Origin of the sequence: Xaviernesmea rhizosphaerae, assembly GCF_001938945.1 — a bacterium.
In the GTDB taxonomy this organism is placed as follows: Bacteria; Pseudomonadota; Alphaproteobacteria; order Rhizobiales; family Rhizobiaceae; genus Xaviernesmea; species Xaviernesmea rhizosphaerae.
On record NZ_MKIO01000041.1, the window covers coordinates 65,058 to 89,986 of the forward strand.

Below are 24,929 nucleotides of genomic sequence, written 5' to 3' on the forward strand. Positions count from 1 at the left end.
GGAGGCGATCATGAGCAATTCAAAGGGCCAGCGCGAAATCCGCCTCAACGCCTTCGACATGAGCTGCGTCGGGCACCAGTCGCCCGGCCTCTGGCGCCACCCGCGCGACCGCTCGGCCGACTACAAGACGCTCGACTACTGGGTGAACCTCGCCCAGACGCTGGAACGCGGCAAGTTCGACGGTCTGTTCATCGCCGACGTGCTCGGCGTCTATGACGTGCTGAACGGCAATGCCGATGCGGCCCTGCGCCATTCCGCGCAGGTGCCGGTCAACGATCCCTTGCAGCTGATCCCGACCATGGCCTATCTCACCGAGCATCTCGGCTTCGGGCTGACGGCCTCGCTCTCCTTCGAGCATCCCTATCCCTTCGCCCGGCGCATCTCCACGCTCGATCATCTGACCAAGGGCCGCGTCGGCTGGAACATCGTCACCTCCTATCTCAACAGCGGCGCGCTCAACATCGGCCAGGCAGGCCAGCGCCAGCACGACAACCGCTACGACCTGGCCGACGAATATCTCGAGGTCTGCTACAAGCTCTGGGAGGGCAGCTGGGAGGATGGCGCGGTGGTGCGCGACCGCGAGACCGGCATCTTCACCCATCCCGAACGCGTGCATCCGATCGGCCATCACGGCCAGAACTTCACCGTGCCGGGCATTCACCTGAGCGAGCCCTCGCCCCAGCGCACGCCGCTGCTCTACCAGGCCGGCGCCTCCTCGCGCGGCAAGGATTTCGCCGGGCGGCACGCGGAGTGCATCTTCGTCGCCGCCCCCTCCAAGCCGGTGCTCAAGCGCTATGTCGCCAATGTCCGCGAGGCGGCGGAAAAGGCCGGGCGCAACCCGCGCGACATTCTCGCCTTCAACCTGCAGACCGTGATCCTGGGCGAGACCGATGCCGAGGCCAAGCGCAAGTTCGACGAATATCGCCGCTATGTCTCCTATGAGGGCGCGCTAGCCCTGATCTCCGGCTGGACCGGGCTCGATTTCGGCCAGTTCTCCCCCGACGAGGTGCTGCGCCACCGCCAGACCAATGCCGTGCAATCGGCCGTGGAAACCTTCACCACCATCGATCCCGGCCGGGAATGGACGGTGCGCGAGATGGCCGACTGGGTCGGCATCGGCGGCTTCGGCCCCGTCTTCGTCGGCTCGCCCGAGACCGTGGCCGATCTGCTGCAGGAATGGGTGGAGGACACCGATGTCGACGGCTTCAACCTCGCTTATGCCGTCACGCCGGAAACGTTCGAGGATGCGGTGAACCTCTTGGTGCCGGAGCTGCAGAAACGCGGCGTCTACAAGAAGGACTACCGCCCGGGCACGCTGCGCGAAAAGCTCTTCGGCCGCGGCGACCGCTTGGCGGCCCCGCATCCGGGCGCCGGCTACCGTGATCTGGCGCGCTGGGCGGCGCAGGCGGCGGAGTAAGGGCGTAGCAAGACGGTCGGCGGCCTTGTTCGGAATGGGCCGCCGGCATCCTCCGCGAAAAACGGTCGGATGGTAAAGGAACAGACAGAGCCGGGCACGCGTCGGCCCCTGCCGAGCGGACGAAACGAGGCCGGTTCGGCCGCTTGACGAATCGACGGAAGCCGAAGCATGCTGGCTCCGCGTGGCCTGCGCGCAACCTCTTCGGCCTTCCCCAGCATGGCCTTTGTCAGAGGCAAAGGGACTTCAGTCTCAGGTCAATTGTTTTGGTCCGGCCGTTTCGGACGTGTTGCTGGGGAACTGCGTCCGGGACGTGAAAGGCCAGTTCATGACCCGAAATGCCAAGCTCAAGCGTCGCGTTCGCTCCCGTTGCGCCAAAACCGGCGAGTCCTACACAGCAGCATTACGACATTTCCGCCACACGCACGACACGCCTGGGTTCCACTCGTTCCCGATGGCAGTGGCGCAAACACGCTTTTTCGATGATCCCAGCGATCTGCCGGCGCTTCGCGCCAGTGGCGCAGAGATGCGCGATCTCATGAATAAGGCCCGTCTGGAAGGCGCGCGGCTCCTTCATTTTCCCGAGGGCACCCTGTGCTCGCCGAACAAGCGCATCATGTCGTCGCTCGGCCGCAGAGAGATCGGACCATCAGACTGGAGCCGGTGCAACTGGGATGCTTTTCGCACGGAGATCGAGGCGATCCGAGCGCTTGCGGGGCAACTCAAACTGTGGACCGTCTTTGGAGCGGCTCATCGGCTCTCGGAACCGCATCGACCGCATAACAGCCTGTACGTGATCTCTGACCGAGGCGATCTGGTCACGCGCTACGACGAGCGGCTTCTGTCGAACACCAAAATCTCATTCATGTATTCACCGGGAAAGAGGCCCGTGACCTTCGAGGTAGACGGGTTTCGCTTTGGCTGTTCACTTGGGATGGAGTTGCACTACCCCGAGGTCTTCATCGACTATGAACAGCGCGATGTCGATTGTGTGCTCTTCTCAACCACGGGAGAATCGCCTCAGACGGCTTTCGCGGCAGAAGCACTGGGGCATGCCGCGAGCAATTCCTATTGGCTAAGCTTCTCGGCTCATACGCCGCAGAGCATCGTCATGCCCTCGGGGATCGCCGACCCGGCGGGCCAATGGGCGGCACGGTGCCCGCACAGCGAGCATGCCGTCCTGGCTATGGCGCACATTACGATTGATCCAGACTCGCCGGCCAAGCCATGGCGACGCAAGGCGCGATCTGGCCTCTACGCCGCCTTCCAGATTGACGGAGATCCGAGGAGCGACGAAACTAGCCTCTTTTGATGCCCATCGACTAAGGCCGCTCGGCATTTCGCACTGGGCAAAGGCCTCTCCAGCAGGCGGGGCCTAGCCTCGTCTATTCCGGTCGCGACCAACCAGACAGGCAGACGAATGCTGATCATTTTTGGCGGCCTGCCGGCGTCAGGCAAAAGCACGATCGCCGGCGCATTGGCGCGCTCTCTCGGTGCTTGCTATCTGCGGGTGGATACGATCGAGCAGGCCATTCTTGCCCATGCGCCTCTGGCGGAACGGGATGTCGGACCGGCCGGCTATGTCGCGCTTTATCGGCTGGCTGCCGATAATCTCCGGCTGGGCAATATGGTGATCACCGATTCCGTCAATCCCCTGGACGTGACGCGTGACGCCTTCAGGAGCGTCGCGATCGCGGCGGGCAGGCCCTTCATCGAGGTTGAAGTCGTCTGCTCGAATGCCGCGATACATCGGCATCGGGCGGAAACACGGCAAGCCTTGCCAGGCGAGAGCGTCCCAAGCTGGGCAGAGATCGAGGCGCGTCGCTTCGAAGCCTGGAGCGCCGATCTGCGGCTGGACACCTTTCAGCTGTCGGTTGAGGATTGCGTCGCGCAGATCGCGGCGCTGACCAGATCGCGGGCAGATCAAGCTTGAGAAAGAGCCGAAGCCTCCGCAGTGCCGATCCCGTCACCAGGCACGATCAACGCCCCTGGAAGATCCTGATAAGCTTCGGCGTCGGCCGGCCCTGCTTCAGGTCTACAAGGTCCGCATAGGTCATGCGGCCGGACCGCAGGGCCTCGATCAGGCGGCTGCAGACAAGGCGTGGTGCAGCCTTTTCGGACGAGTCGGTCACAATCGCCGCCGCCTTGATATCCCCCGGCCGGGCATCCTTCATGCAGCTTTCCAAGGCCAGTTGACGAGCCTTCGCACTGCCACGAACCGTTTCTTGCATGGCGAGAAATTGCTGCTGGGTCGGTGCGCAGCCGGCAACGACGGTCATGGCGCACAGCGTGGCGATGGCTGGAAGCAGCTTCATGGTAATCTCCGGTGGCTTTCCGGAGGTTGTATTTGGTTGTGTTATTTAAGGCAACAACGAGAAAGGCTGGTTTTTCAAGGCAGGTGATCTTTCCGCAGCCTATGGTAAACGACGCCGGCATGCCGGGCGCCATCCCTACGCAATATCAGATGTCGATGATGGAACCCTGTAGGGCGTACCGAAAGCGAGCGCTTCGGACCGAAATTGATCCGCTGCGCGTTTTTCGTGGTCTTCCTTCGGGGGCGGGGGGGCGCTCCGGCGGCAGGGTGGGGCAACCGGAGCATATATGGCCGTCAACGATGCCGGATCAGCTATACAGGCTCACGGGCGGAATCCGGTCGTTCAGCGCGAAGTCGCCGACCTCGCGGGCCTTGTAGAACACCGGATCGTGCAGGGTGTGGGTGCGGACATTGCGCCAGTAGCGGTCGAAGCGGTGGCGGCCGGCTGTGGCGCGGGCGCCCATCAGCTCGAAGATGCGCGAGGTGATCTCCAGCGAGACATGGGTGGCGTTGACCTTGGATTCGTAAGCCGCGATCGCCGCCTCGCCGCGTTCGCGCGCGGTCACACCGGGGCGGGCGAGCGCCGTCTCGGCCGCTTCGGCCGCGACATCGGCCAGGGCTGCGGCGGCCCTGAGGCTGGCGCGGAATTCGCCCACGCGTTCGAGGATGTGAGGATCGTCGGCCGCACGCTCGACGCCCGAGGTGATCCAGGGCCGGGTGGTGGTGCGGACATAGTCGAGCGCGGTGTCCAGAGCGCCTTCCGCCGTGCCGATGTAGAAATTGGCGAAGACCAGCTGGATCAGCGGCGTGTTGAAGCTCGCCCTGACATCAGCAGGCGCATCCGGCGCCGTGGGGGCGAAGAGGAAATCGCTCTCATAGACGGGGAAATCGCGGAACTCGACGCTGCCGGAGTCCGACAGGCGCTGGCCGATATTGTCCCAGTCATCATGGGCGATATAGCCCGCGCGATCGGTCGGCACGGCGAACTGGGCGATCCTGTCATCGAGCGTGGCGCCGACATTGATCCAGTCGGAAATCCGCGCGCCGGTTGAAAAGCTCTTGCGGCCATTGAGGCGGAAATGGTCGCCCTCTCGCGTCAGCGTCAGGCCTGGGTCCCGCGGATTGACGGCCGCGCCCCAATAGAGGCTCTTTTCCACCGTTTCCTGCGCGATGCGGCGGGCCTTGTCGGCATCGGCAACCGCCCAGAGCACATATTGGCTGTTGACATAGTGATAGCCGAGCAATTGCCCGATCGAGCTTTCGCCCCGCGCCAGGATGCGGGTCAGGCGCAGGCCATCGACCCAGCCAAGGCCACCGCCGCCGATTTCGGGATCATGCAGCGCATTGAGCAGGCCGCCAGCCTTCAGCGCGGCGATCTCGGCCGAAGGCGGCTGGCCGTCCCGGTCGAGCTCGGCGCCGCGCGCCGTCAGGTCGGCGGCCAGCGCCTCGGCGCGGGCGAAGAGCTGATCCCGCGAGGGCACGGATGCGGCATCCGATGCCGCGGGCTTGCGCAGGGCGTGAAGAGGCGACATGAGCGGGACTCCCAATAAGAGATGCAAGGAAAAACGCCGGCAAGGCCGGCAGAGACAGGCAGCGCACGCGGCGGCCTCGTGATAGGGACGGCAGCGCACGCGCCCGGCCGCTCAGGCGTCGGATGGCACGTCATCCTCGGGCCGAGCCGCGACAATCCCTGTTTTCAACTGTTCATGGCTGGGCCGACGGATGAGCGGCTCGGGCCCGATCGTCACCATGCCGCAAGTCTCGCTCTGCGTTAGCCACCATGCGTTTGCAGGCGGTGGTCTGCAGACCGATCCGGCGGGCAAGCCTCGCCGGATCATCCCGGCCGCGCGCGCCTGCGACAGATGCGGGCAGCAGGCGCGAGACGCAGACCATCGTCCTTGCCATGCGGCGATCAGTCGGCCATCAGGGCTTGTAGCCGCTATATTGGCCCTGGCGATAGAGCAGCGGCGTGCCGCCTTCACCCGAGACGGCCACGACCCGGCCGATCAGGATGGCGTGGCTATGGCGCTCGATCGCCTCTTCCAGCACGCAGTCGATGGCAAAGAGCGCATCGGCCAGCACCGGCGCGCCACTGGACAGCACGGTCCATTCGGCATCCTGATAACGCTCTGCGCCCTTCAGCCCGCCCTTGCCGGCAAAGCGATCGGCGATTGCCTGCTGGCTTTCCTGGAGAATATTGACACAGAAATGGCCATGGCGGGCGATGACGGGCCAGGAGGAGGAGGTGCGGTTGATGTTGACGATCATCGTGGCCGGCTCCACCGAAAGCGCGGTCGCCGAGGTCACCGTGGCACCGGTACGATCCTGCGTGCCGGCGGTAATCACGGAGACCGTGGCGGCCACATGGCGCATGGCCGCCTTCAGCGCATCGGCGTGATCCTCCACCGGCGGCAGCGGCTGAGCGGGGAAGAAGAGCGGGGTTACAAGCGTCATGGTCTGTCCTTCCGGCTGAAACAAGAGCCCCTGCGGGCGGCGAAGGAGAACTGAGCGATCTTGCAGGCCGCCGCGCGTTTCGGCCGGTCCGCCTGCGACGCCCGCCCTACACATCCGCGGCACCCGCCTTCCGGCCCCGGCCTCTCTGTTACCGGAAAGAATAATATCGATAAAATTTATAGACAAAGAAGATACCGGCCGAAAAATCAGAGTCTGGCGAATGCCCATTCTAAATTCGGCTGGTTCGAGAAAAGATTATTCGCGCGCGGGAAAGGTGCGGCCTGGACCGATCGCGCTCTGCAGGATCCGAAGCGCGCCGCGCCGTTTCAGAGTCGCTGTCCGCGCCTTGCGGCCGTCCTTGCGTCGCATGTCGTGCTCACAGAGTCGGTGAGCATTTTGCGCGACAGGCTCTGTTGAATGACTTTGACATTTGTTTCCGGGGGTGCCGTGAACGGGTGCAAACGTCGAAAGCACACCGCTAGCCGATCGACAGGATTTCCAGCTCCTGCCCGCCGGCGGTGGCGAGATCGCCGACCGTCTTACCCATCAGGGCCCGCGCCACCGGCGAGACATAGGAAATCGATCCGGCCTTCGGGTCAGCCTCGTCCTCGCCGACGATGCGATAGGTCTGGGTGCGCCCATCCTCGCGGCGGAAGGTGACGCGGCTGCCGAAGGCCACGGCGGCGCCGTCTTCGGGCGCGGGCATCACTTGAGCGGTGCGCACCCGCTCGGTCAGGTAGCGCAGGTCGCGCAAGGGACCGGCGGACTGGCGGCGGCGCTCATTGACATCCTCCATGGCATTGGCGACCGCATAGGCCGCGCGCGCCTCAGCCAGCTGGGCCTCCAGCACCGCCAAGCCCGCCTCCGTGACGAGATTGGGATGCGGCGAGATGGGCCGGTCCGGCAGCAGGGTTTCCGCCGCGGCTTCGGCACTCTCTTCCTTCACAAAGGCAACGCTCACAGTCACTCTCCTCGCCGCGCGGCATCGGCCGATGCGCGCTCATCTGTCGTTCTCGCTCCGGCGCCGCGCCGAGGCCTTGTCCCCTGACCGGCATAGAGCCTTTCCGGCGAAAACGGAATCGCCCTGGCCCTCGCACGGATTAAAGAAAGCCGGCGAACCATCGTCATTGTCTCGGATGAGAACCGATAAGCGCGGAAGCTGCCCTGCGGTTCCGTCGTCGCGCAGAGGTTTCTATCCGTGCGCACAGCAACTGGCGTCCGGCCGCACCGTATAACTCTGCAAACCGCGCAGAAAATTGTCGTGACCCTATAGGCTTTACGGCGAAATGCGGGCTGTGGCTTGGCCGAAGCTTAACAGAGGGTAAGCGGGCCAGGCGGCAGTTAAGGATTTGTTAACCATGAAATTCGAAAATTAACCCAATGGAAACTGATTCTCCGATGGGTGAGCCTGGTGCTAACGTCGACCATAGGCCGAATGGCCACTACCGCTTCGCTGCGCCATGCGATGATCGCCATGGTCCTTTTGTGCCTGCCGGCCTGCGGCACGCCCGGCGGCCTGAAGATGAACGCCATGCCGGCCGAGGTCCCGGTCGAGAAGGCCATGGCCTTTCCGCCGCCGGGCGGCCCCGCCATCGTCAGCGTGGTGGAGCGCAACTATTCCAACGCAGTGGCGCAGGATATCCTCCTGGAAACCAACACGCGCACGCCCGGCGAGAACTATATCAAGGTGCAGTTCTACGGCCCCGGCGCCTCGGCTTTTGAGCGTGCCGACCGCCTGTCCCTGTCCGGCTTCACGACTGATACGATGGCGCGCGACATCCGGGCGCAGTTCCCGACGATGCGCATGCGCATGGCCTCCACCTATCAGCAGAACGGCTATGGCGCCTTCGGCTATGCCTATGGATCCAGTGGCGGCGAGAGCTGCCTCTATGCCTGGCAGCAGATCACCTCGTCCGAGCATGGCCGCAACGGCGTCAACGATCTCGGCATGATCCGCACACGCCTTCGGCTGTGCGACCGGGGCTCCATCGAATCCCTGCTGGCCGTCATGTATCACTACACCCTGTCCGGCGGCTTTGAACATCCGCAGTGGAACCCCTATGGGCCGGCACCGAAGCCCGATCCGCGCATCGGGATGGTCGGCAAGCCGATCTACAGTCTCCCGCCCGCCGGCGCGAGGACACGGGCTGCAGCGCCCCGGCCGGCCACCGCGCTTGCCGCCCGCGCGCAGCCCAGCCTCGAGAATGCCGCCGCGATCCCACAGCTGCCTTCGGCCGCAACCGGCAGCGCCGCCTTCGCGCCTTCCGCACAGACGCCGGCCGTGTTCATTCCGGCGCCGAACCTGCCCGCACCGGCCGATGTCAATGCGGAAGCCCGCACGGTCGGCATCCCGCGCGCAACCGCAATGCCTGCTGCAGCTGCCGCCCCCGCCATTCCGGCGGCCCCCGTCATCCCGGCGCCGTAAGGCGCCGGGACGGGAGCAAGAACCAGACGATGCCCAGGATATTCAAGTGCATCGTCTGGCCGGACGGGATCAAAACCGGTCTGATCTTGCAACCTGTCAGCATCCGCTTCGGCAATGTTTCGTCTGCTGGCCAAGGCATCAGGCAAAACTATGCCGCACTGCAATAGATGAACGAATTATCAATGTGTTCACGCTTACATGACGTGGGCATTGCAAACGACTGTCGAGAAGACCTTCATCCGCCGGCGAATAGCGCGGCGGCTTGACATGCTTCATCGCTGCGAACAGGGAACTTCTTCACCATGGCCAAGGCGGTCAATTTTTTGATCTGGATGCTCGTGTCGCTCTTCGTGCTGACGCTTGTCACCCTGCCAATCAGCTTGCAGACGCATTTGGTGGCCGCCTTCCTTTGCATGGCCTTGCTGGCCATTCTGAAGGTCATGAAAGCGGAGGGCAACTGGCGCCTGATCGGGCTGGGCTTCGGCACGGCGATCGTGTTGCGCTATGTCTACTGGCGCACGACCAGCACCCTGCCGCCGCTCAACCAGCTGGAAAACTTCATTCCCGGCTTCCTGCTCTATCTGGTGGAGATGTATTCGGTCGCCATGCTGGCGCTCAGCCTGTTCCTGGTGTCCATGCCGCTGCCGGAAAAGAAGAAGCGCCCCGGCACGACGGCTTACCGGCCGACGGTGGACGTGTTCGTCCCCACCTATAATGAAGACGCCCAGCTTCTGGCCAACACGCTGGCTGCCGCCAAGAACATGGATTATCCCGCCGACAAGCTGACGGTCTGGCTGCTCGACGATGGCGGCACCGTGCAGAAGCGTTCGGCCACCGACATTCCCTCGGCGCGCGCTGCTGAGCGCCGCCATGCCGAGCTCAGCCGGCTGGCGGCCGATCTCGACGTGAAATATCTCACCCGCGAGCGCAACGAACATGCCAAGGCCGGCAATCTCAACAACGGGCTGAAGCAGTCCGAGGGCGAGCTGGTGGTGGTCTTTGACGCCGACCATGCGCCGGCACGCGATTTCCTGCTGGAGACCGTCGGCTATTTCGAGGAAGATCCCAAGCTCTTCCTGGTTCAGACCCCGCACTTCTTCCTCAATCCCGACCCGATCGAGCGCAATCTCAACACCTTCGGCCATATGCCGAGCGAGAACGAGATGTTCTACGGACTGATCCAGCGCGGCCTGGACAAGTGGAACGCCTCCTTCTTCTGCGGCTCCGCCGCCGTGCTGCGCCGTGAGGCGCTGCAGGACACCGATGGCTTCTCCGGCGTCAGCATCACCGAAGATTGCGAAACCGCACTGGCGCTGCACGGCCGCGGCTGGAACAGCGTCTATGTCGACAAGCCGCTGATCGCCGGCCTGCAGCCGGCCACCTTCGCCAGCTTCATCGGCCAGCGTTCGCGCTGGGCCCAGGGCATGATGCAGATCCTGATCTTCCGTCAGCCGCTGTTCAAGGGCGGCCTGACCTTCGCCCAGCGGCTCTGCTACATGTCGTCCACGCTGTTCTGGCTGTTTCCCTTCCCGCGCACGATGTTCCTCATCGCGCCCCTGTTCTACCTGTTCTTCGACCTGGAGATCTTCGTCGGCTCAGGCGGCGAGTTCCTTGCCTATACGATGACCTACATGCTCGTGAATCTGCTGATGCAGAACTACCTCTATGGCCGCTTCCGCTGGCCGTGGATTTCCGAGCTCTATGAATATGTGCAGACCGTTCATCTGCTGCCGGCCGTCATTTCGGTCATGCTCAATCCGAGCAAGCCGACCTTCAAGGTCACCGCCAAGGACGAATCCATCACGCAGAGCCGCCTTTCGGAAATCAGCGCGCCCTTCTTCATCATCTTCGCGATCCTGATCGCAGCGATGGGCATGGTGGTCTACCGCCTCTATGTCGAGCCGACCAAGGCGGACGTGACGCTGGTCGTCGGCGGCTGGAACCTTCTGAACCTGATCTTCGCCGGCTGCGCGCTGGGCGCCGTGACCGAGCGCGGCGACAAGTCCGCCGCCCGCCGCGTGACTGTGAAGCGCCGCTGCGAGTTCAAGGTGGGCGATGCCTGGTACCCTGCCGTCATCGACAACGTCTCCGTCGATGGTCTGCTGGTCCATGTCTACGACCAGAGCCTGGCGCCGCTGAAGGCCGGCAATATCGAGGCCATCCGCGTCAAGCCTTATAGCGAGGGCATTCCGGACACGATGGCGGTCAATGTCGTGCGCAGCAGCAAGGGCGAAGGCGAAGCGATCAGCGTCGGCTGCACCTTCGCGCCGCAGCGGGCGCTGGACCACCGGCTGATCGCCGATCTGATGTTCGCCAATTCCGCGCAGTGGAGCGAATTCCAGATGGGCCGCCGCCGCAATCCGGGCCTGATCCGGGGCACGCTGAGCTTCCTCGGCATCGCCGCCTACCAGACCAATCGCGGCCTCTATTACATGCTGCGCGGCCTCGGCTCGGCCAGGCCCAAGCTGCCGGTGCCGGCACCGGCGAAGGGACGGTGATCGCCATGAAACGCACGCTGCTCGCCTGCCTCCTCGCCACCGCCCTGCCGGCCATCCTGCCCACGGGCCTTGCCGCACAGACGCTGAAGCCTTTCGACATGACGCCGGAGCGCCCTGCCGATGTCCAGCCAGCCCCCGGCATACCGGCCGTGGTGACCGCGCCGGCCGCGCCCGTCATCGACCCGACAACCCTTCGCCGGCCTTTCCTGCCCTTCGAGAAGCTGACGCTCGCAGGCGAGGACGACCGCCGCAGCTTCACCGTCTCGCTGACGGCGGAACAGGCAGCGGCGGCACAGACGATCACGCTCGGCTATCAGAACGCCATCGTGATTGCGCCAGAAAGCTCGCGCCTGTCCGTCACCATCAACAATGTGACGCTGGGCGAAACGCCGATCGCCTCGTCGGACAGGGTGACCGGGCTGGCGCTGGCCATTCCCGCCGGCGTGCTGCAGCCCGGCGCCAATGTGGTCACCATTGCGGCCCATCAGCGCCACCGTACGGACTGCACCATCCAGTCGACCTTCGATCTGTGGACGGACATTCGTCCGCAGGAGAGCTTCATCACCTTCGCCGCCCCGCTCGTCGGCCGGCTGACGCAGCTGAACGATCTGGCCGCCGTGGCGCCGGACGGCAAGGGGCGCACGGCCATCACCATCGTCGCGCCGGCCATGGCCAGCTCGGGCTCCGCCGACATGCTGATGCGCCTGGCGCAGGCGCTGTCGCTGCGCGTTCACGGCGCCAACCAGACGGTGACGGTGCGGGCAGACCTGCCGCCGGTCACCCAGACCAGCGGCCTGACCGTCTTCCTGGGCACGCAGAGCGAACTTGCCGATCTCGTGCCCACTCTGCCCGCCTCGGCGGCCAGCGGCCCGGCGCTCGGCTATGTGCCCCTGCCCATGGCAACGGCCGGGAGCAGCGGCGCCGGCCCGACGGCGCTTGTCGTCAGCGGCCCGACGCCGAGGGCGGTGCAGACGGCGCTCGACCGCCTGCTTCCCCCGGCAGACGCCGCAACCGAGCGGCACAGCCTGGCCACGGCCTCTTTCCATGCCCCCGATGCACCGCTTCTGACCGGCGAAGCCAAGCTCGCCCTGTCGCGCTTCGGCCTGACGACGACCGAAACCACCGGCCGGCGGATGCGCACGGAATTCCTGGTGGGTCTGCCAGACGATTTCTATGCCAGCGCCTATGGCCAGGCGGAACTGCTGCTCGATGCCGCCTATTCGAGCGCGGTGCGGCCCGGCAGCCGCGTCAACATCTACGTCAACGGCGACATCACCACCACGGCGCCGATCGCGGCCGGCAGCGGCGGCCTGATGCAGCATCTGCCGATCCGGCTGAGCCTGCGCCATTTCGCGCCGGGCGTGAACACCGTGGCGATCGAGGCCGTGCTCGTGACCGACGAGGATGCGGTCTGCGCCACCGGAACGCCGGCGCAGACGAAGCCGCGCTTCGCGCTGTTCGACACGACCGAATTCCACATGCCGGACTTCGCCCGCATCGCCACGAGCCCCAATCTGGCGGCAACCGTCGGCATGAGCGCGCCTTATGGCGAGGACCAGCCGCGCCCGACCGCGCTCTATCTCGACCGGCCGACGGCGGAAAGCCTGTCGGCAGCCGCCACGCTGGCGGGCCGGCTGGCGATGAGCGCCGGCAAGCCGATCCCGCTGGAAACCGTGGGCTCGCCGGAAGGGCTTGACAACCGCAATGCGCTGATCGTCGGCACGCTGGCGCAGCTGCCCCCGGCCCTCGTCGCCCAGATGAAGGTGGCGACGGCCGCACAGGCGAACTGGGGCGACCTGCCGACCCATGCGATCGCCACCGCGCCCTCCGCCATCGACAGCTGGCGCGGCCAGGTGTCCGGCACGGGGCTGGTCGAAAGCGCCAGCCGGGTGAACAATTGGCTGAGGCGCAATCTCGACCTCTCGCTCGACCAGCTGCACATCCTGCCGCAAAGCGAGACCGTCTATCAGCCGCCGCGCTCGGCCGATCTGATCATGGCTCAGGCGGAAAGCCCTCAGGCGGGCGGCATCTGGACGCTGGCCACGGCGCCGACACCGAAGGATCTGGAGCGCGGCATGGCCGCACTGACGGCGCAGGCGCTCTGGAACAAGGTTTCCGGCCGCGTCGCCGCGCTCGACAGCCAGACCGCGACGGTGGCGACCCTGGCGCCGCAGGATATCCGGCTGACGCCGACGCAGCCCTTCTCGATCGGCAATTGGCGGCTGATCGCCGCGAACTGGATGTCGACCAACATCCTCTATTTCGCGCTGCTCTTCCTCGCCGCCTTCGCCATCCTCGGCGTCATCACCACGCTTCTCCTGCGCGGTCTTGGGCGGCGGCACGGATGATGCGCGACCCGTCATTGCCCTGCTCCTCACCTGTTCCGGCGGCAGCGGTGGCCATCCGCCGCCCGCTCGCCGCCGTCGGCCGACGCGCCGGCTCCATTCCTTCGGGAGACGCCCATGATTAAGTCCGGTACCCTCGTTCTGTCCTCCGCGCTGTTCGCGGTGCTCGGCTTTCATGCCGGCCAGTATCTCGGCCCGCCCGCAATGGCCACCGGCGATGACGTCCTGGTGACGGGCAGCCTGCCGCAGCTGCAGACCTCCACGGCGCTGCAACAGCCCGTCGCCTGGCGCCCGCCGCGCGAGGACATGCCCGTTCTCCTGGCCCAGGCCATGCCGCCCGCCATGCCACCCGTCTATGAAACGGATGCGCCCGCCGCCCAGCCGGCCGCAGCCGCGATGGCAGCGGCGGCCGGCCGCACCGACGACAAGCCGGCCAATGGGGTTGTCGACCTCGCTCCGGCAGCGCCCGAGGCAACCCCGGTTGTCGCCGCCGCCGCCAGCGCCATGCCGGATGTCGATGAAAGCGCCCTGCGCTTCTTTGCCCAGCGCGGCGACACCGTGCGTCTCCAGGCGGAAATCGCACGCCTGAAGGCGCTTTATCCCGACTGGCAGCCCCCGGCCGATCCGCTGGCCCCGAAGGCGACGGTGGATGCCGAGCTCGACCGCATGTGGAAGCTCTATGGCGCCGGCCAGTATGATGCCCTGCACAAGGCCATTGCCGAACGCCAGCAGAAGCAGGCCGGCTGGCAGCCGCCGTCCGAACTTGCCAGCCTGCTGCAGCTGGCCGATGCGCGCGAACGTCTGGTCGCCGCCTCCGACGGCAAGCGCTATGAGGAGGTGATCGCCGAGGGCGCGGCCCATCCGGGCCTGCTCGTCTGCGACGAGGTCGACATGCTCTGGCGCGTGGCGGAAGCCTTCGCCAAGACCAACCGCGCCCAGCGCGCCGAGGATGCCTATCGCTATGTTCTCGGCCATTGCGACGTGACGGCCGAGCGCAGCGCCACCATGCAGAAGGCCGCCTCGCTGCTGCCGCCCGAAACCGTGCGCGGCCTGCTCGCCCTGGAGCGCAAGACGCCCGCCGGCACCGGCGAGTTCGACGGCGTGCGCGACGATCTCGCGCGCCAGTTCATGGCCGCCGGCGCCAAGGATGCGACGGCCATCGTTTCGCCCGATGACGTGACCCGGATGGAGAAGCTTGCCGAAACCGAACATCGCGCCGGCGATGCCCTGCTGCTCGGCTGGTACAATGAGCGGCGCGGCAAGATGACCCAGGCCGAGGTCTGGTTCCGCAAGGCGCGCGCGGCCGACGACACGGCCGAGGCCGCCCAGGGTCTGGCGCTGGTGCTGATCGCCCGCAAGGCGCCGCAGGAGGCGGAAGACATCCTTTATCGTTGGCGCGCCGCATCCGACGACGCGCACAAGACCTATCTGGCCGCCGCCGCCAATGTGCTGGCGCTGGATCCGCCGATCGTGCTGCAGCCAGACGTGCTGGCGCGCATGGGCCGCGAGGCCAGCGAAGCGCGGGACGGTGCGCTGGCCGAACAATTCGGCTGGTACGCCCGCGCCTTCAACCAGCAGCCGCTGGCGCTGCAATGGTTCGCCACCTCGCTGACCTGGCAGCGCGACAACGAGCCGGCGGCTTACGGCCTGGCGCTGACGGCGCGCGAGCTGAAGATGGCGTCGGTCTTCGCCCGCCTGCAAAGCGACTGGGGCCCGCGCTCCGCGCGCATCGCCAATATCGGCAAGGCCGGCGCGCGCGCCGAAGCGACTGCCCACGCCATGCCGGTGGTGCTGGCCGAGTATCTGGATGGCCCCCGCGCGTCCGCGGGCGATGGTGCTCCGGCCCGCGCCATCGAAACGGTTGCGCCGATCGCCTCCGCCCAGGCGCGGGAAACCGCAGTCGCAGGCGCGCCGCTGGCCAACGCCCCGCTTGCCGGCACCCCGGCTGCCGTTGCGCCCGCTGCGCCGCTGGCTCCCGTGCGCAGTTCGGCGCAACGTGCGCCGGCGGCACAGCAGACCGCCAGCCTGGCTTACGTCTCGGATGCGGAACCCGCGGCGCAGGCCGCGCCCAGGCACCGCAAGGTTGCCGGCGCCCATGCTGCGGCGCGCAAGGGCTGCACGGGCTTTGCCGATGCCCAGACGCTGGCCCCGGCCGCCGCTCTCCAGCGCGGCTGGTGCCTGATGGAGCTGAACCGCCCCGCCGAGGCCAGCCGCTCTTTCGGCGCCGCGCTGAAGAGCAGCGACAGCCGCACCCGCGGCGATGCCGCCTATGGCCAGAGCCTTGCCTATCTGCGCATGGGCCTGACCGAAAACGCCGCCGCCGCCGCCACCAAGGGGCCAATGGACCAGCACAAGGCCAGCGAATTGCAGGTGGCGCTGCTGACGAACAAGGCCCTGGCCGCCTTCAAGGCGCGGCGCTATTCCGAAGCCCTGCTGCTTCTCGACCGCCGGGCCGAACTGACGCCGGAACGCGCTGATCTCATGGTGCTGCGCGGCTATGCCTATATGTCGATGAACCAGTACGGCAACGCCATCCAGATCTTCGAAAGCCTGGCGGCCACCGGCAATCGCGACGCGATCAAGGGCCTGGCCGAAGCCCGCGAGGCCAAGAACCCGATCCCGGGCGGCTGAGCCGGGCCGACACTGCAACAGGTCTTCGCGCGGCGAAATGTCATAATGCCAGATGCGCGGAGACCAGCCTGTCGGAAAGCGTCGAGAAGGCGGGCAAAACCGCGCTCATCGTCCAGCAAAACAGCAAAGCCCGCCGGATATGGCGGGCTTTGCTGTTTCAGCCGATCGGTTCTCGCTCTTAGAGCATCGGACCGAAAAGTGGGAACCGGTTTTCGGAAAAATCCGATGCAAAAACAAAAAATTAGAGCATCGGACTGCGTGCGATTTTCAGTCTGATGCTCTAGTAGCGCGAGATCGCCAGATCCCGCGCATCGATCTCCGGCGCCTTGCCGGAGACGAGGTCGGCGATGACGCGGGCCGAGCCGGTGCTCATGGTCCAGCCGAGTGTGCCATGGCCGGTGTTGAGGAACAGGCCGNTAGCGCGAGATCGCCAGATCCCGCGCATCGATCTCCGGCGCCTTGCCGGAGACGAGGTCGGCGATGACGCGGGCCGAGCCGGTGCTCATGGTCCAGCCGAGTGTGCCATGGCCGGTGTTGAGGAACAGGCCGGCCACCTTGGTCGGCCCGATCACCGGCGTGCCATCGGGCGTCATCGGACGCAGGCCGGACCAGAAGCTGGCCTTGGCGAGATCCCCGCCGGGGAAGAGGTCGCTGACCGAATGTTCCAGCGTGCGCCGGCGCGCGGGCGCGAGATCGTTGGTGTAGCCCGAAATTTCCGCCATGCCGCCGACGCGGATCCGGTCGCCCAGCCGGGTGATGGCGATCTTGTAGGTCTCGTCCATCACGGTGGATTCCGGCGCGCGCTCGGGCCGGGTGATCGGGATGGTCAGCGAATAGCCCTTCACCGGATAGACCGGCAGCGAAATGCCAAGCGGGGCGACAAGGAGCGGCGAATAGCTGCCGAGCGCGACGACGACAGCGTCGGCCGTCATGCGGCCGCGATCGGTGATCACGGCGCGGATCGCCCCGCCCTCGGCCTCCAGCCGCTCGATTTTGGTGTTCCACTGGAAGGTGACGCCCAGCGTCTCGGCGCGGCTCGTCAGCGCCTGGGTGAACTTGAAACAGTCGCCGGTCTCGTCGGCCGGCGTCAGCAGGCCGCCGACGATCTTCTCGCGCACATGGGCAAGCGCCGGCTCGGCGCGCACGCAGCCGGCCGGATCGAGCACCTCGTAAGGCACGCCATCGGCGGCAAGCGCCTTGACGTCCTTGGCGGAAGCCTCCAGTTGCTGCGGCGTGCGGAAGAGCTGCAGCGTGCCCTGCATCCGCTCGTCATAGGCGATGCCGGTCTCCTCGCGCAGCGCGGCCAGCGAGACGCGGCTGTAATCGGCCAGCCGCAGCATGCGGCTCTTGTTCAGCGCATAGCGCGCGCTGGTGCAGTTGGAGAGCATGCGCGCCATCCAGGAGAGCATGGCGCGATCGAGCTTCGGCCGCAGGATCAGCGGCGCGTGCTCCATAAACAGCCATTTCATGGCCTTCGCCGGAATCCCCGGCGCCGCCCAGGGCGAGCAATAGCCGAAGGAGACCTCCCCGGCATTGGCAAAGCTGGTTTCCAGCGCCGCCGCCGGCTGACGGTCGACGACGGTGACCTGATGGCCGGCGCGCGCCAGCTGATAGGCCGTGGTGACGCCGATGACGCCGGCGCCGAGAACGATGACTTTCATGGCGGATCTCGATCTAGAGGAGCCGGGCTTTGCCGCGCCGGCCTTGGGATGGAGGACATCAGGCTGGAATGTTCGATGCGCCCTCCCCCGACTGGGAAGGGACCAAAGGCAAAGATGGGCTGATGTCAGCGATGGATGCGGCGGTAGCGCTGGCCGAGCCGGGTCAGGATCTCATAGGCGATGGTGCCGGCCTGCGCGGCGATCTCTTCCAGCGTCTGGTGCGGGCCGATGAACTCGACCTGGCTGCCGAGCGTCAGCGTACCCTCAGGCAGAGCGGAGATATCGACGGTCATGCTGTCCATCGAGACGCGGCCGAGGATCGGCAGCCTCACGCCCTCGAAGAACACGGCGCCGCGATCCGACAGCGCGCGCGGAATGCCATCGGCATAGCCGGCGGCGAGCGTGGCGAGGCGTCGCGGCGCCGGCGTCACATAGGCGCCGCTATAGCCGATCCTCGCGCCGGCGGGCACGGTGCGGGTCTGCACCACGGCAAGATCGAGCCGCACCACCGGCTCCATCGGATTGGCGCGGCCCGACACCGGCGCGCCGCCATAGGTGGCGATCCCCGGACGCACCAGCGCGCCGTGAAACGCCGCACCGAGAAACACACCGCCGGAATTGGCGAAGGAAATCGGAATGTCAGGAAAGGCGTCGCGCACGCGGGCAAGTGCGGCGCGCTGCTCGCCATTCTGCACATGATCGGGCTCGTCGGCGCTGGCGAGATGCGTCATGACGAAGAGGATGTCGAGCGGCACGGCCGAGACGAGGGCGACGACCTCGCCCAGGCTGTCCAGCGGCAGGCCGAGCCGGCTCATGCCCGTATCGAACTGCAAAAGCGCCGGCAGGCGGCGGCCGGCCTCGCGCGCGGTCTCCGTCCAGCGGTCGAGCTGTTCCAGCGAATTGATAACGGGCACCACGCCCCGCGCGGCGCAGGCCGCTTCCGCTCCGGGCAGAAGACCGTTCAGCACATAGATCCGGCTGCCGGCATCGAGCACCGGCAGCAGCGCGTCCGCCTCGCCAGATTGCGCGACGAAGAAATGGCGGCAGCCCGCCGCCTGCAGCGCGCGGGTGACGGGAACAGCCCCAAGACCATAGGCATCCGCCTTGACCACAGCGGCGCAGGCCGCAGGCGCCACGCGGGCGGCGAGCGCCTGATGGTTGCGCGCCAGCGCCGCAAGATCGATCGTCAGAAGACCGGGCGCGGCCTCGTCCGCCTCAAGCTCACGGTCATGCCGCAAAAATCCGTCCATGCTCGAACCCCTTTTATTTTTACGCGATGATATTGAAAGGATCGGTGCATGTTCGCCGTTTTAGCGATTGATTTTGCGGATCTGTGGCTATTATTCAAAGGATCGTCGACAAATTGGAACAAGCTTCATGAGCGCGCTTGACGCCACGGACCGCCATCTCCTGCGCCTCCTGCGCCTGAATGCGCGCATGAGCAATGCGGCGCTGGCCGCCGAGATCGGCCTCTCGCCCTCGGCCTGTCTCCGGCGCATCCGCATTCTGGAGAATGAGGGCGTTATCAAGGGCTATACGGCGCTGATCGAGGCCGGGCAGTCCGATCAGGCCATCGCCGTGATCGTCAACATCACGCTGGAGCGGCAGACGGAAGACTATCTCAACCGGTTCGAGGCGGCGGTGCGCCGGCATCCCGAGATCCGGGAATGCTATCTGATGACTGGGGGATCGGATTATCTCTTGAAGGTGGAGGTCGAAAGCGCAGGCGCCTTCGAGCGCATCCACAAGGAGATCCTCTCGGCGCTCCCCGGCGTGCTGCGCATCCATTCCAGCTTCTCGATCCGCAACGTGCTGGCCACGCGGACCAAGGGGCGGCGGTGACGAAAGACGGCGCCGGTGCGAGAAGCGCCGGCGCCGGGATGGGTGAGGCAGGACACTCTTGAGTCTGGTCCGAAAGGGCCTGCCTTTATGATGCGCCTCACAGTCTGTTCGAGAATTGCCGCTGGCCTGCCGAAAAGGGTGATGTCGAGAACCGGAGCGCAGTGTAGTTTCTTACGCGAGCACCGGAAGCACAGAAATTGCCATTTGCAGTCGGCCAGCGGCGATTATTGGATAGACTGTCAGAAGGGCGAGTCGGGGAAGTAGTAGTTCTTGGCGTTGTCCTTGGTCACCAGCGTGGCATCCAGCGTGTAGGTGCCATGGGCGGGGATCTGGTCGTAGAGCGCGGCGGCGGTCAGCTCCATCGCGGTGCCGACCATCGACGGCGGATAGAGCACGTCGACCGGGATCATCTTGTCGCCGTCCATGACCTTCTTGATCATGTCCTTGGAGCCGGCGCCGCCCACGACATATTTGATATCCGTGCGCTTGGCCTGTTCGATCGCCTGCAACACGCCAACGGCCATGTCGTCATCCTGGCACCAGACCACGTCGATGGCGGGATATTTCGTCAGGAAGTCCTGCATGACGCGGAAGGCGTCATCGCGGTTCCAGTTGCCGAACTGGCGGTCGAGCACCTGCACCTTGGAGCCGGCAATCGCCTTGTCGAAACCGTCCTGGCGCTGCTGGTCGATCGGGATCGGCAGGCCGCGGATCACGACGACCTTGGCCTCCGGCGAGGTTTCCTTGATGTAATTGCCCGCGACTTCGCCGAGCGCCGGATTGTTGCCGGCGACGTAGAGGTCGCGCACGCTGTTGTCGTTGACCGAGGGCGCGCGGTCAACGATCGAGACGAAGGTGCCCTTGCCCTTGACTTCCTTGATGGCGTTGACGAGCGGATCCGGGTCGGTCGGCAGGATCACCAGCGCGTCGATGCCCTGAGTTTCCAGGTCCTGCACGGCATTGGCCTGGCTTGCCGGATCGGGCGAGGTCTTGACGATGACCTTCAGGCCCTCATGCTCCTTCATCAGGAGATCGGCCACGCGCTGGGCGTGGTAGACGACGCCGGAGGTCCAGCCATGGTCGGCGGCGGGGATCGAGACGCCGATGGTCTTGGCGTCGGCGGCGTAGACGCTGGTGGCGAGGCCGGCCAGCGCCGTCATGGTCGCGGCCAGCATCCTGAATTTCTTGTGCATGTCTTCCTCCCTGATGATTGTCGGATTGGCCGCGCACGGCCGGTCGATGCGCAAGGCTCCCCTCCGAAAGCCCTGCGGCGCGTCACGCCTTGCGGGCCAGCGAGCGCTGGACGAGCATGGCGATGATGATGATCGTGCCCTGGATGGCGCCGATCAGATATTCGCTGATGAAGTTGGAGAGCAGCATGATGTTGCCGACCAGCTCCAGGATGAAGGCGCCGCAGATCGTGCCCCAGACGCGGCCCGCGCCGCCCTTCAGCGCCGTGCCGCCGACGACCACGGCGGTGATCGCCTGCAGCTCCCAGAGAATGCCCGTGGTGGCCGAGGTGGAGCCGAGGCGCGGCACATAGAGCATGACGGCGATCGCCACGCAGACGCCCTGAATGACGAAGGCGGCGATGCGCACCCGATCGACGGAAATGCCGGAATAGCGCGCCACATCGCGGTTGGAGCCGACCGCCGTGACATGGCGGCCATAGCGCGTGCGGTAGAGCACGATGGCAGCAATCGCGGTGACGACGAGGACCACCAGGATCGGCACGGGCATGCCGAGCACCGAGCCGAAATAGGCCGGGCGATAGAGCGCCTGCTGTTCCGGCGAGCGCAGCGTGATGGCCCCGCCCTGGGAAAGCCAGGTGGTAAGCCCGCGATAGATGCCCATGGTGCCGAGCGTGGCGATGAAGGGCTCGATGCGGCCGACCGTGGTGATCAGCCCGTTGGCGAGGCCGCACAGCGCGCCCACCACCAGCGCCAGCAGCATGGCCGCCGCGATCATCATGCCCGGATCGGCGATCGCGCCGGAGTTCATGAACAGGATCATCAGGCTGGCGACGAAGGCGACCATGGAGCCGACCGACAGGTCGAGATCGCCCGAGGAGATGACGAAGGTGGCACCCACCGCGATCAGCGCGATGAAGGCGGCGCGTGTCGCGACATTGGCGAGGTTGGTGATGCCGATGAAGTTCGGATTGACCAGCGCGCCGATCAGGATCAGCAGCGCCAGCGCCACGAAGGGCGCGACCGCCCTGAGATCGACGTCCCGCCAGCTGCGGCGCGCCCGCACCGGGCCCGTGATGTCCGTGTCCACTGCCATGCTCCTGCCTCTCCCCCGGACGCGCGCCGCGTCCCGCCTCGATGGAATCGTTTCCTGTTGGTGCCTTATGTGCACGAAGCGGCGCTCAGGCCGCCGCCCCGCGCCGCTTCAGCCCGGCGGCGTAGCGCATGATCACCTGCTCGTTGACCTCCTCGCCCTCGAGCATGCCCACCAGCTCGCCCTCGCGCATCACCGCCACGCGGGTGCACAGCCCGATCACCTCGGGCATTTCCGAGGAGATGACGATGATCGAGCGGCCCTCGCGGGCGAGCGCGGCGATGAAGTGATAGATCTGCTGCTTGGTGCCGACATCGATGCCGCGCGTCGGCTCGTCGATGATGATGACGTCGGGCTCAGTCTCCATGATCTTGGCCAGAAGCAGCTTCTGCTGGTTGCCGCCGGACATGCGCCCCGCCTTCACCCGCTCGTCGCGCACGCGAATGTCGAAGCGCCGGCGCGCCCGCGCCAGCGCGCGCGCTTCGGAGGCCGGATCGAGATAATGATGGCGCACATGCTGGTCGATCGACTGCAGCGTCAGATTGGGCGTCATCGGCTCGTCCAGAAGCAGGCCCTTGCCCTTGCGATCCTTGGTCATATAGGCGAGCCCGCGCCCATTGGCCTCACGGAAGGCCAGGGGAGCGAGCGGCGCGCCATGCAGCATGACCTCGCCCGCGATGCGCGGCCGCAGACCGGCCACAGCCTCCATCAGCTCGCTGCGGCCGGAGCCGATCAGGCCGGAAAAGCCGAGCACCTCGCCCTTGCGCAGATCGAAGCTGACATTCTTGACATAGCCTGTCGTCAGCCCCTTCACCTGGAGGACGAGCGCCTCGTCCACATCGGGCTCATGCTTGGCGGGATAAAGGCTCGACAGCTCGCGACCGACCATCAGCTGGGCGATGGCCTCACCATCCAGGGCCGATGTCGGCGCTGTCTTCACCCATTGCCCGTCGCGCAGCACGGTCACGCGGTCGGTGATCTCCATCACCTCGTCCAGCTTGTGGGAGACGAAGACGAAGCTGACGCCCTGCGCCTTCAGCCGGCGCACCTGCTTGAACAGAAGCGCCGTTTCCTCGCGCGAGAGCACGGCGGTCGGCTCGTCCATGAAGATGATGCGCGCCTTGCGGCTGATCGCCTTGGCGATTTCCACCATCTGCTTGTCGGCGACGGCGAGCGAGGAGATCAGCGCGTTTTCGTCGATGCGTGCGCCCAGCTCGTCCAGCACGCGGCGGGCCTCAGCGCGCATGACCTTGCGGTTCAACAGGCCGAAGCGCAGCACCTCGCGGCCGAGAAACAGGCTTTCTGCAACGGTCAGGTGATCGGCGAGATTAAATTCCTGGTGGATGAGGACGATGCCCAGCGCCTCGGCCGCGCCATTCTGCGGCAGCGTCACCGGCTCGCCATCGAGCAGGATGCGCCCGGCGCTCGGCCGCTCGAAGCCGGAAAGGATCTTGACCAGCGTCGACTTGCCGGCGCCGTTTTCCCCCATCAGCGCATGGACCTCGCCGGCCCGCACGTCGAAATCGACGCTGAACAGAACCTGGACCTCGCCGAAACTCTTGGAAATACGCTCCGCCGCAAGCACGGGATGCCCCGGCCCGACCGCCCCATCGCTCATTGTCTTCCTCCCGGCGGCCTCCACCGCTTGGAGGATGGTGTAAACCTTTACATCATCCATGTAAAGGTTTACATTGTGCGATATTGCAGGGGATTATCCGGGATGGAGGTCTTTCCCCGCGCGTGACGAAAGGCTAATCTTCGCCCGCGATCGACATTCGGGCGCAGCGTGGGCAGCCCTGTCGGCGCGCCGCTCGGCTCATCGCCGTCTCTCCTTGTCCTGCCACGACCGCAGCGCCTTTTAGCGTGCCGCCGTGGCGCCTACGCGAAAGCGGGTCTCGACCCATGGCCCAGCCGCCTCCCCTGCCCTCCCCCTCCAGCGCGACGATCGAAGATGTCGCGCGGCTGGCCGAGGTGTCGATCGCCACCGTCAGCCGGGCGATCCACACGCCGGAAAAGGTGGCCACCTCGACGCGCCAGCGGGTGAACCAGGCGATCGCCATCACCGGCTACACCACCAATGCCATGGCCCGCTCGCTGCGGATGGGCCGGTCCAACATGATCCTGGTGCTGGCGCCGGATATTGGCGACCCGAATTTCTCCAGCATCCTGGTGGGGCTGGAAAACGAGGCGCGGGCGCATGGCTATGGCGTGCTGATCGGCCATACGCAGAACGATCCCGAGCGCGGGCTCGACTATCTCAAATTCCTCAATTCCAACCAGGCAGCCGGCCTTTTGCTGTTCACCGGCCATGCGCCCTTCGGCCACCAGACCATGACCGAGCGCCTGCCGCCGACGGTGGGCCTGTTCGAGCCGGTTTTCAACGGGCAGATCTCCTATGTCGGCGTGGACGACACGGCCGGCGCGCGCAAGGCGGCCGAGCATCTGCTCTCCTCAGGCCATCGCCGCATCGCCTTCATCGGCGAGTCGCGCACCCGGCTTGGCCATCAGCGCCGCCGCCGGGGCTTCGACCTGGCGCTGGACGCCGCCCGCATTCCCGCGACGGACCGGCTGGTGCTGGAAGGCGACGGCACGATTGAGAGCGGCCGGCTGGCGCTGGAGCAGATCTTCATGCGCGGCGAGGCGCCCACTGCCTTCATGTGCGTCAATGATGCGACCGCCATCGGCGTGGTCAATGGCCTGTCGGCGCGCGGCTATGAGCTGCCGCGCGATATGTCGGTGATCGGCTTCGACGACATTCCCCAGGCCACTTACGTACACCCGCCGCTGACCACCATTCGCCAGCCGCGCTCGGCCATCGGCCGCCAGGCCATGGCCCTGCTGCTGCAATCGCTCGACGGGCCGGCGCGGCCGCCGGAAGACATCCTGATCATGCCGGATCTGGTGGTGCGCGGCTCCGTCACCTTGCCGCCACGCCGATAAAAACAACCCATGATTGCTCACTGCGGCTGGCCGACGGGAACCCAGGCGCAAGGCCGACGAAACCGTACCCTTTCGCCGTTGCCAAGCCTTTTAAGGCTTGTTTCCATCTTCCGAAAACATGC

17 protein-coding genes and 1 pseudogene are annotated in these 24,929 nt (G+C 66.0%); 9 read left to right on the top strand and 9 right to left on the bottom strand.

Translation table 11 applies throughout. The annotated features are described in order from the left end of the window. The first annotated feature begins 10 nt into the window (after positions 1 to 10). The 3 genes from BJF92_RS21340 to BJF92_RS21350 all read left to right on the top strand — a co-directional run bounded on the left by BJF92_RS21340 (position 11) and on the right by BJF92_RS21350 (position 3,347). Positions 11 to 1,417: an LLM class flavin-dependent oxidoreductase gene (locus tag BJF92_RS21340; RefSeq protein ID WP_075636767.1), complete on the top strand. Its 1,407-nt coding sequence runs from the start codon at positions 11 to 13 to the stop codon at positions 1,415 to 1,417. 325 nt (positions 1,418 to 1,742) lie between these two features. Beyond that, positions 1,743 to 2,726: a carbon-nitrogen hydrolase family protein gene (locus BJF92_RS21345; RefSeq protein ID WP_075636768.1), complete on the top strand. Its 984-nt coding sequence runs from the start codon at positions 1,743 to 1,745 to the stop codon at positions 2,724 to 2,726. A gap of 108 nt (positions 2,727 to 2,834) precedes the next feature. Beyond that, a complete protein-coding gene (locus BJF92_RS21350; RefSeq protein WP_075636769.1) occupies positions 2,835 to 3,347 on the top strand; it encodes a P-loop nucleotide/nucleoside kinase family protein in 513 nt (170 codons plus the stop codon). 46 nt (positions 3,348 to 3,393) lie between these two features. Here the strand turns inward: BJF92_RS21350 and BJF92_RS21355 are convergent, their stop codons facing one another. From BJF92_RS21355 to greA, 4 genes are all read right to left on the bottom strand, one after another. Further along, the gene (locus tag BJF92_RS21355) at positions 3,394 to 3,729 is read right to left on the bottom strand and encodes a hypothetical protein (RefSeq protein ID WP_075636770.1); all 336 of its coding nucleotides are present in this window, start codon (positions 3,727 to 3,729) and stop codon (positions 3,394 to 3,396) included. A gap of 307 nt (positions 3,730 to 4,036) precedes the next feature. Next, a complete protein-coding gene (locus BJF92_RS21360) occupies positions 4,037 to 5,260 on the bottom strand; it encodes an acyl-CoA dehydrogenase family protein (protein ID WP_075636771.1) in 1,224 nt (407 codons plus the stop codon). Positions 5,261 to 5,651: 391 nt separating this feature from the next. After that, positions 5,652 to 6,182 carry a flavin reductase family protein gene (locus tag BJF92_RS21365; protein WP_075636772.1) on the bottom strand — a complete coding sequence of 177 codons (531 nt, stop codon included), beginning with the start codon at positions 6,180 to 6,182 and terminating at the stop codon, positions 5,652 to 5,654. Positions 6,183 to 6,660: 478 nt separating this feature from the next. Next, the gene (greA, locus tag BJF92_RS21370; protein WP_075636773.1) at positions 6,661 to 7,143 is read right to left on the bottom strand and encodes a transcription elongation factor GreA; all 483 of its coding nucleotides are present in this window, start codon (positions 7,141 to 7,143) and stop codon (positions 6,661 to 6,663) included. A 474-nt stretch (positions 7,144 to 7,617) separates the two neighbouring features. Here greA and bcsN point away from each other — a divergent pair, with 474 nt between their 5' ends. From bcsN to BJF92_RS21390, 4 genes are all read left to right on the top strand, one after another. After that, entirely contained in the window at positions 7,618 to 8,607 is a 990-nt protein-coding gene (gene bcsN, locus BJF92_RS21375; protein ID WP_075636774.1) for a cellulose biosynthesis protein BcsN, read from the top strand. Between the two features lie 302 nt (positions 8,608 to 8,909). After that, complete coding sequence (gene bcsA / locus BJF92_RS21380; protein ID WP_075636775.1) at positions 8,910 to 11,105, top strand: UDP-forming cellulose synthase catalytic subunit; 2,196 nt, start codon at positions 8,910 to 8,912, stop codon at positions 11,103 to 11,105. A 5-nt stretch (positions 11,106 to 11,110) separates the two neighbouring features. Further along, positions 11,111 to 13,453 carry a cellulose biosynthesis cyclic di-GMP-binding regulatory protein BcsB gene (locus tag BJF92_RS21385; protein WP_075637011.1) on the top strand — a complete coding sequence of 781 codons (2,343 nt, stop codon included), beginning with the start codon at positions 11,111 to 11,113 and terminating at the stop codon, positions 13,451 to 13,453. Positions 13,454 to 13,567: 114 nt separating this feature from the next. After that, positions 13,568 to 16,081 (top strand): tetratricopeptide repeat protein, encoded by a 2,514-nt coding sequence (locus tag BJF92_RS21390; protein WP_143524144.1) that lies wholly within the window; start codon positions 13,568 to 13,570, stop codon positions 16,079 to 16,081. Between the two features lie 419 nt (positions 16,082 to 16,500). On the opposite strand, the pseudogene BJF92_RS21395 reads toward BJF92_RS21390, so the two are convergent. Beyond that, positions 16,501 to 17,742 (bottom strand): annotated as a pseudogene (locus BJF92_RS21395) (D-amino acid dehydrogenase); the annotation flags it as partial. 125 nt (positions 17,743 to 17,867) lie between these two features. Beyond that, entirely contained in the window at positions 17,868 to 18,992 is a 1,125-nt protein-coding gene (alr, locus tag BJF92_RS21400; RefSeq protein WP_075636776.1) for an alanine racemase, read from the bottom strand. A gap of 127 nt (positions 18,993 to 19,119) precedes the next feature. On the opposite strand from alr, the gene BJF92_RS21405 reads away from it, so the two are divergent. Next, positions 19,120 to 19,584 carry an Lrp/AsnC family transcriptional regulator gene (locus BJF92_RS21405; protein WP_075636777.1) on the top strand — a complete coding sequence of 155 codons (465 nt, stop codon included), beginning with the start codon at positions 19,120 to 19,122 and terminating at the stop codon, positions 19,582 to 19,584. Positions 19,585 to 19,823: 239 nt separating this feature from the next. Here BJF92_RS21405 and BJF92_RS21410 read toward each other — a convergent pair whose 3' ends face one another. The 3 genes from BJF92_RS21410 to BJF92_RS21420 form a co-directional block, all read right to left on the bottom strand. Further along, positions 19,824 to 20,744: a substrate-binding domain-containing protein gene (locus tag BJF92_RS21410; RefSeq protein ID WP_245294868.1), complete on the bottom strand. Its 921-nt coding sequence runs from the start codon at positions 20,742 to 20,744 to the stop codon at positions 19,824 to 19,826. Positions 20,745 to 20,859: 115 nt separating this feature from the next. Continuing rightward, entirely contained in the window at positions 20,860 to 21,870 is a 1,011-nt protein-coding gene (locus BJF92_RS21415) for an ABC transporter permease (protein ID WP_075636779.1), read from the bottom strand. A gap of 85 nt (positions 21,871 to 21,955) precedes the next feature. Next, positions 21,956 to 23,485, bottom strand: a complete 1,530-nt coding sequence (locus BJF92_RS21420; protein ID WP_075636780.1) for a sugar ABC transporter ATP-binding protein — start codon at positions 23,483 to 23,485, stop codon at positions 21,956 to 21,958. A 284-nt stretch (positions 23,486 to 23,769) separates the two neighbouring features. On the opposite strand from BJF92_RS21420, the gene BJF92_RS21425 reads away from it, so the two are divergent. Further along, entirely contained in the window at positions 23,770 to 24,807 is a 1,038-nt protein-coding gene (locus tag BJF92_RS21425; RefSeq protein WP_425356385.1) for a LacI family DNA-binding transcriptional regulator, read from the top strand. Positions 24,808 to 24,929 lie beyond the last annotated feature (122 nt).

Coding starts and splice junctions, on each gene's coding strand:
- BJF92_RS21340 (WP_075636767.1), top strand. CDS start 11: ATGAGCAATTCAAAGGGCCAGCGCGAAATCCGCCTCAACGCCTTCGAC.
- BJF92_RS21345 (WP_075636768.1), top strand. CDS start 1,743: ATGACCCGAAATGCCAAGCTCAAGCGTCGCGTTCGCTCCCGTTGCGCC.
- BJF92_RS21350 (WP_075636769.1), top strand. CDS start 2,835: ATGCTGATCATTTTTGGCGGCCTGCCGGCGTCAGGCAAAAGCACGATC.
- BJF92_RS21355 (WP_075636770.1), bottom strand. CDS start 3,729: ATGAAGCTGCTTCCAGCCATCGCCACGCTGTGCGCCATGACCGTCGTT.
- BJF92_RS21360 (WP_075636771.1), bottom strand. CDS start 5,260: ATGTCGCCTCTTCACGCCCTGCGCAAGCCCGCGGCATCGGATGCCGCA.
- BJF92_RS21365 (WP_075636772.1), bottom strand. CDS start 6,182: ATGACGCTTGTAACCCCGCTCTTCTTCCCCGCTCAGCCGCTGCCGCCG.
- bcsN (WP_075636774.1), top strand. CDS start 7,618: ATGGCCACTACCGCTTCGCTGCGCCATGCGATGATCGCCATGGTCCTT.
- bcsA (WP_075636775.1), top strand. CDS start 8,910: ATGGCCAAGGCGGTCAATTTTTTGATCTGGATGCTCGTGTCGCTCTTC.
- BJF92_RS21385 (WP_075637011.1), top strand. CDS start 11,111: ATGAAACGCACGCTGCTCGCCTGCCTCCTCGCCACCGCCCTGCCGGCC.
- BJF92_RS21390 (WP_143524144.1), top strand. CDS start 13,568: ATGATTAAGTCCGGTACCCTCGTTCTGTCCTCCGCGCTGTTCGCGGTG.
- alr (WP_075636776.1), bottom strand. CDS start 18,992: ATGGACGGATTTTTGCGGCATGACCGTGAGCTTGAGGCGGACGAGGCC.
- BJF92_RS21405 (WP_075636777.1), top strand. CDS start 19,120: ATGAGCGCGCTTGACGCCACGGACCGCCATCTCCTGCGCCTCCTGCGC.
- BJF92_RS21410 (WP_245294868.1), bottom strand. CDS start 20,744: ATGACGGCGCTGGCCGGCCTCGCCACCAGCGTCTACGCCGCCGACGCC.
- BJF92_RS21415 (WP_075636779.1), bottom strand. CDS start 21,870: ATGGCAGTGGACACGGACATCACGGGCCCGGTGCGGGCGCGCCGCAGC.
- BJF92_RS21420 (WP_075636780.1), bottom strand. CDS start 23,485: ATGAGCGATGGGGCGGTCGGGCCGGGGCATCCCGTGCTTGCGGCGGAG.
- BJF92_RS21425 (WP_425356385.1), top strand. CDS start 23,770: ATGGCCCAGCCGCCTCCCCTGCCCTCCCCCTCCAGCGCGACGATCGAA.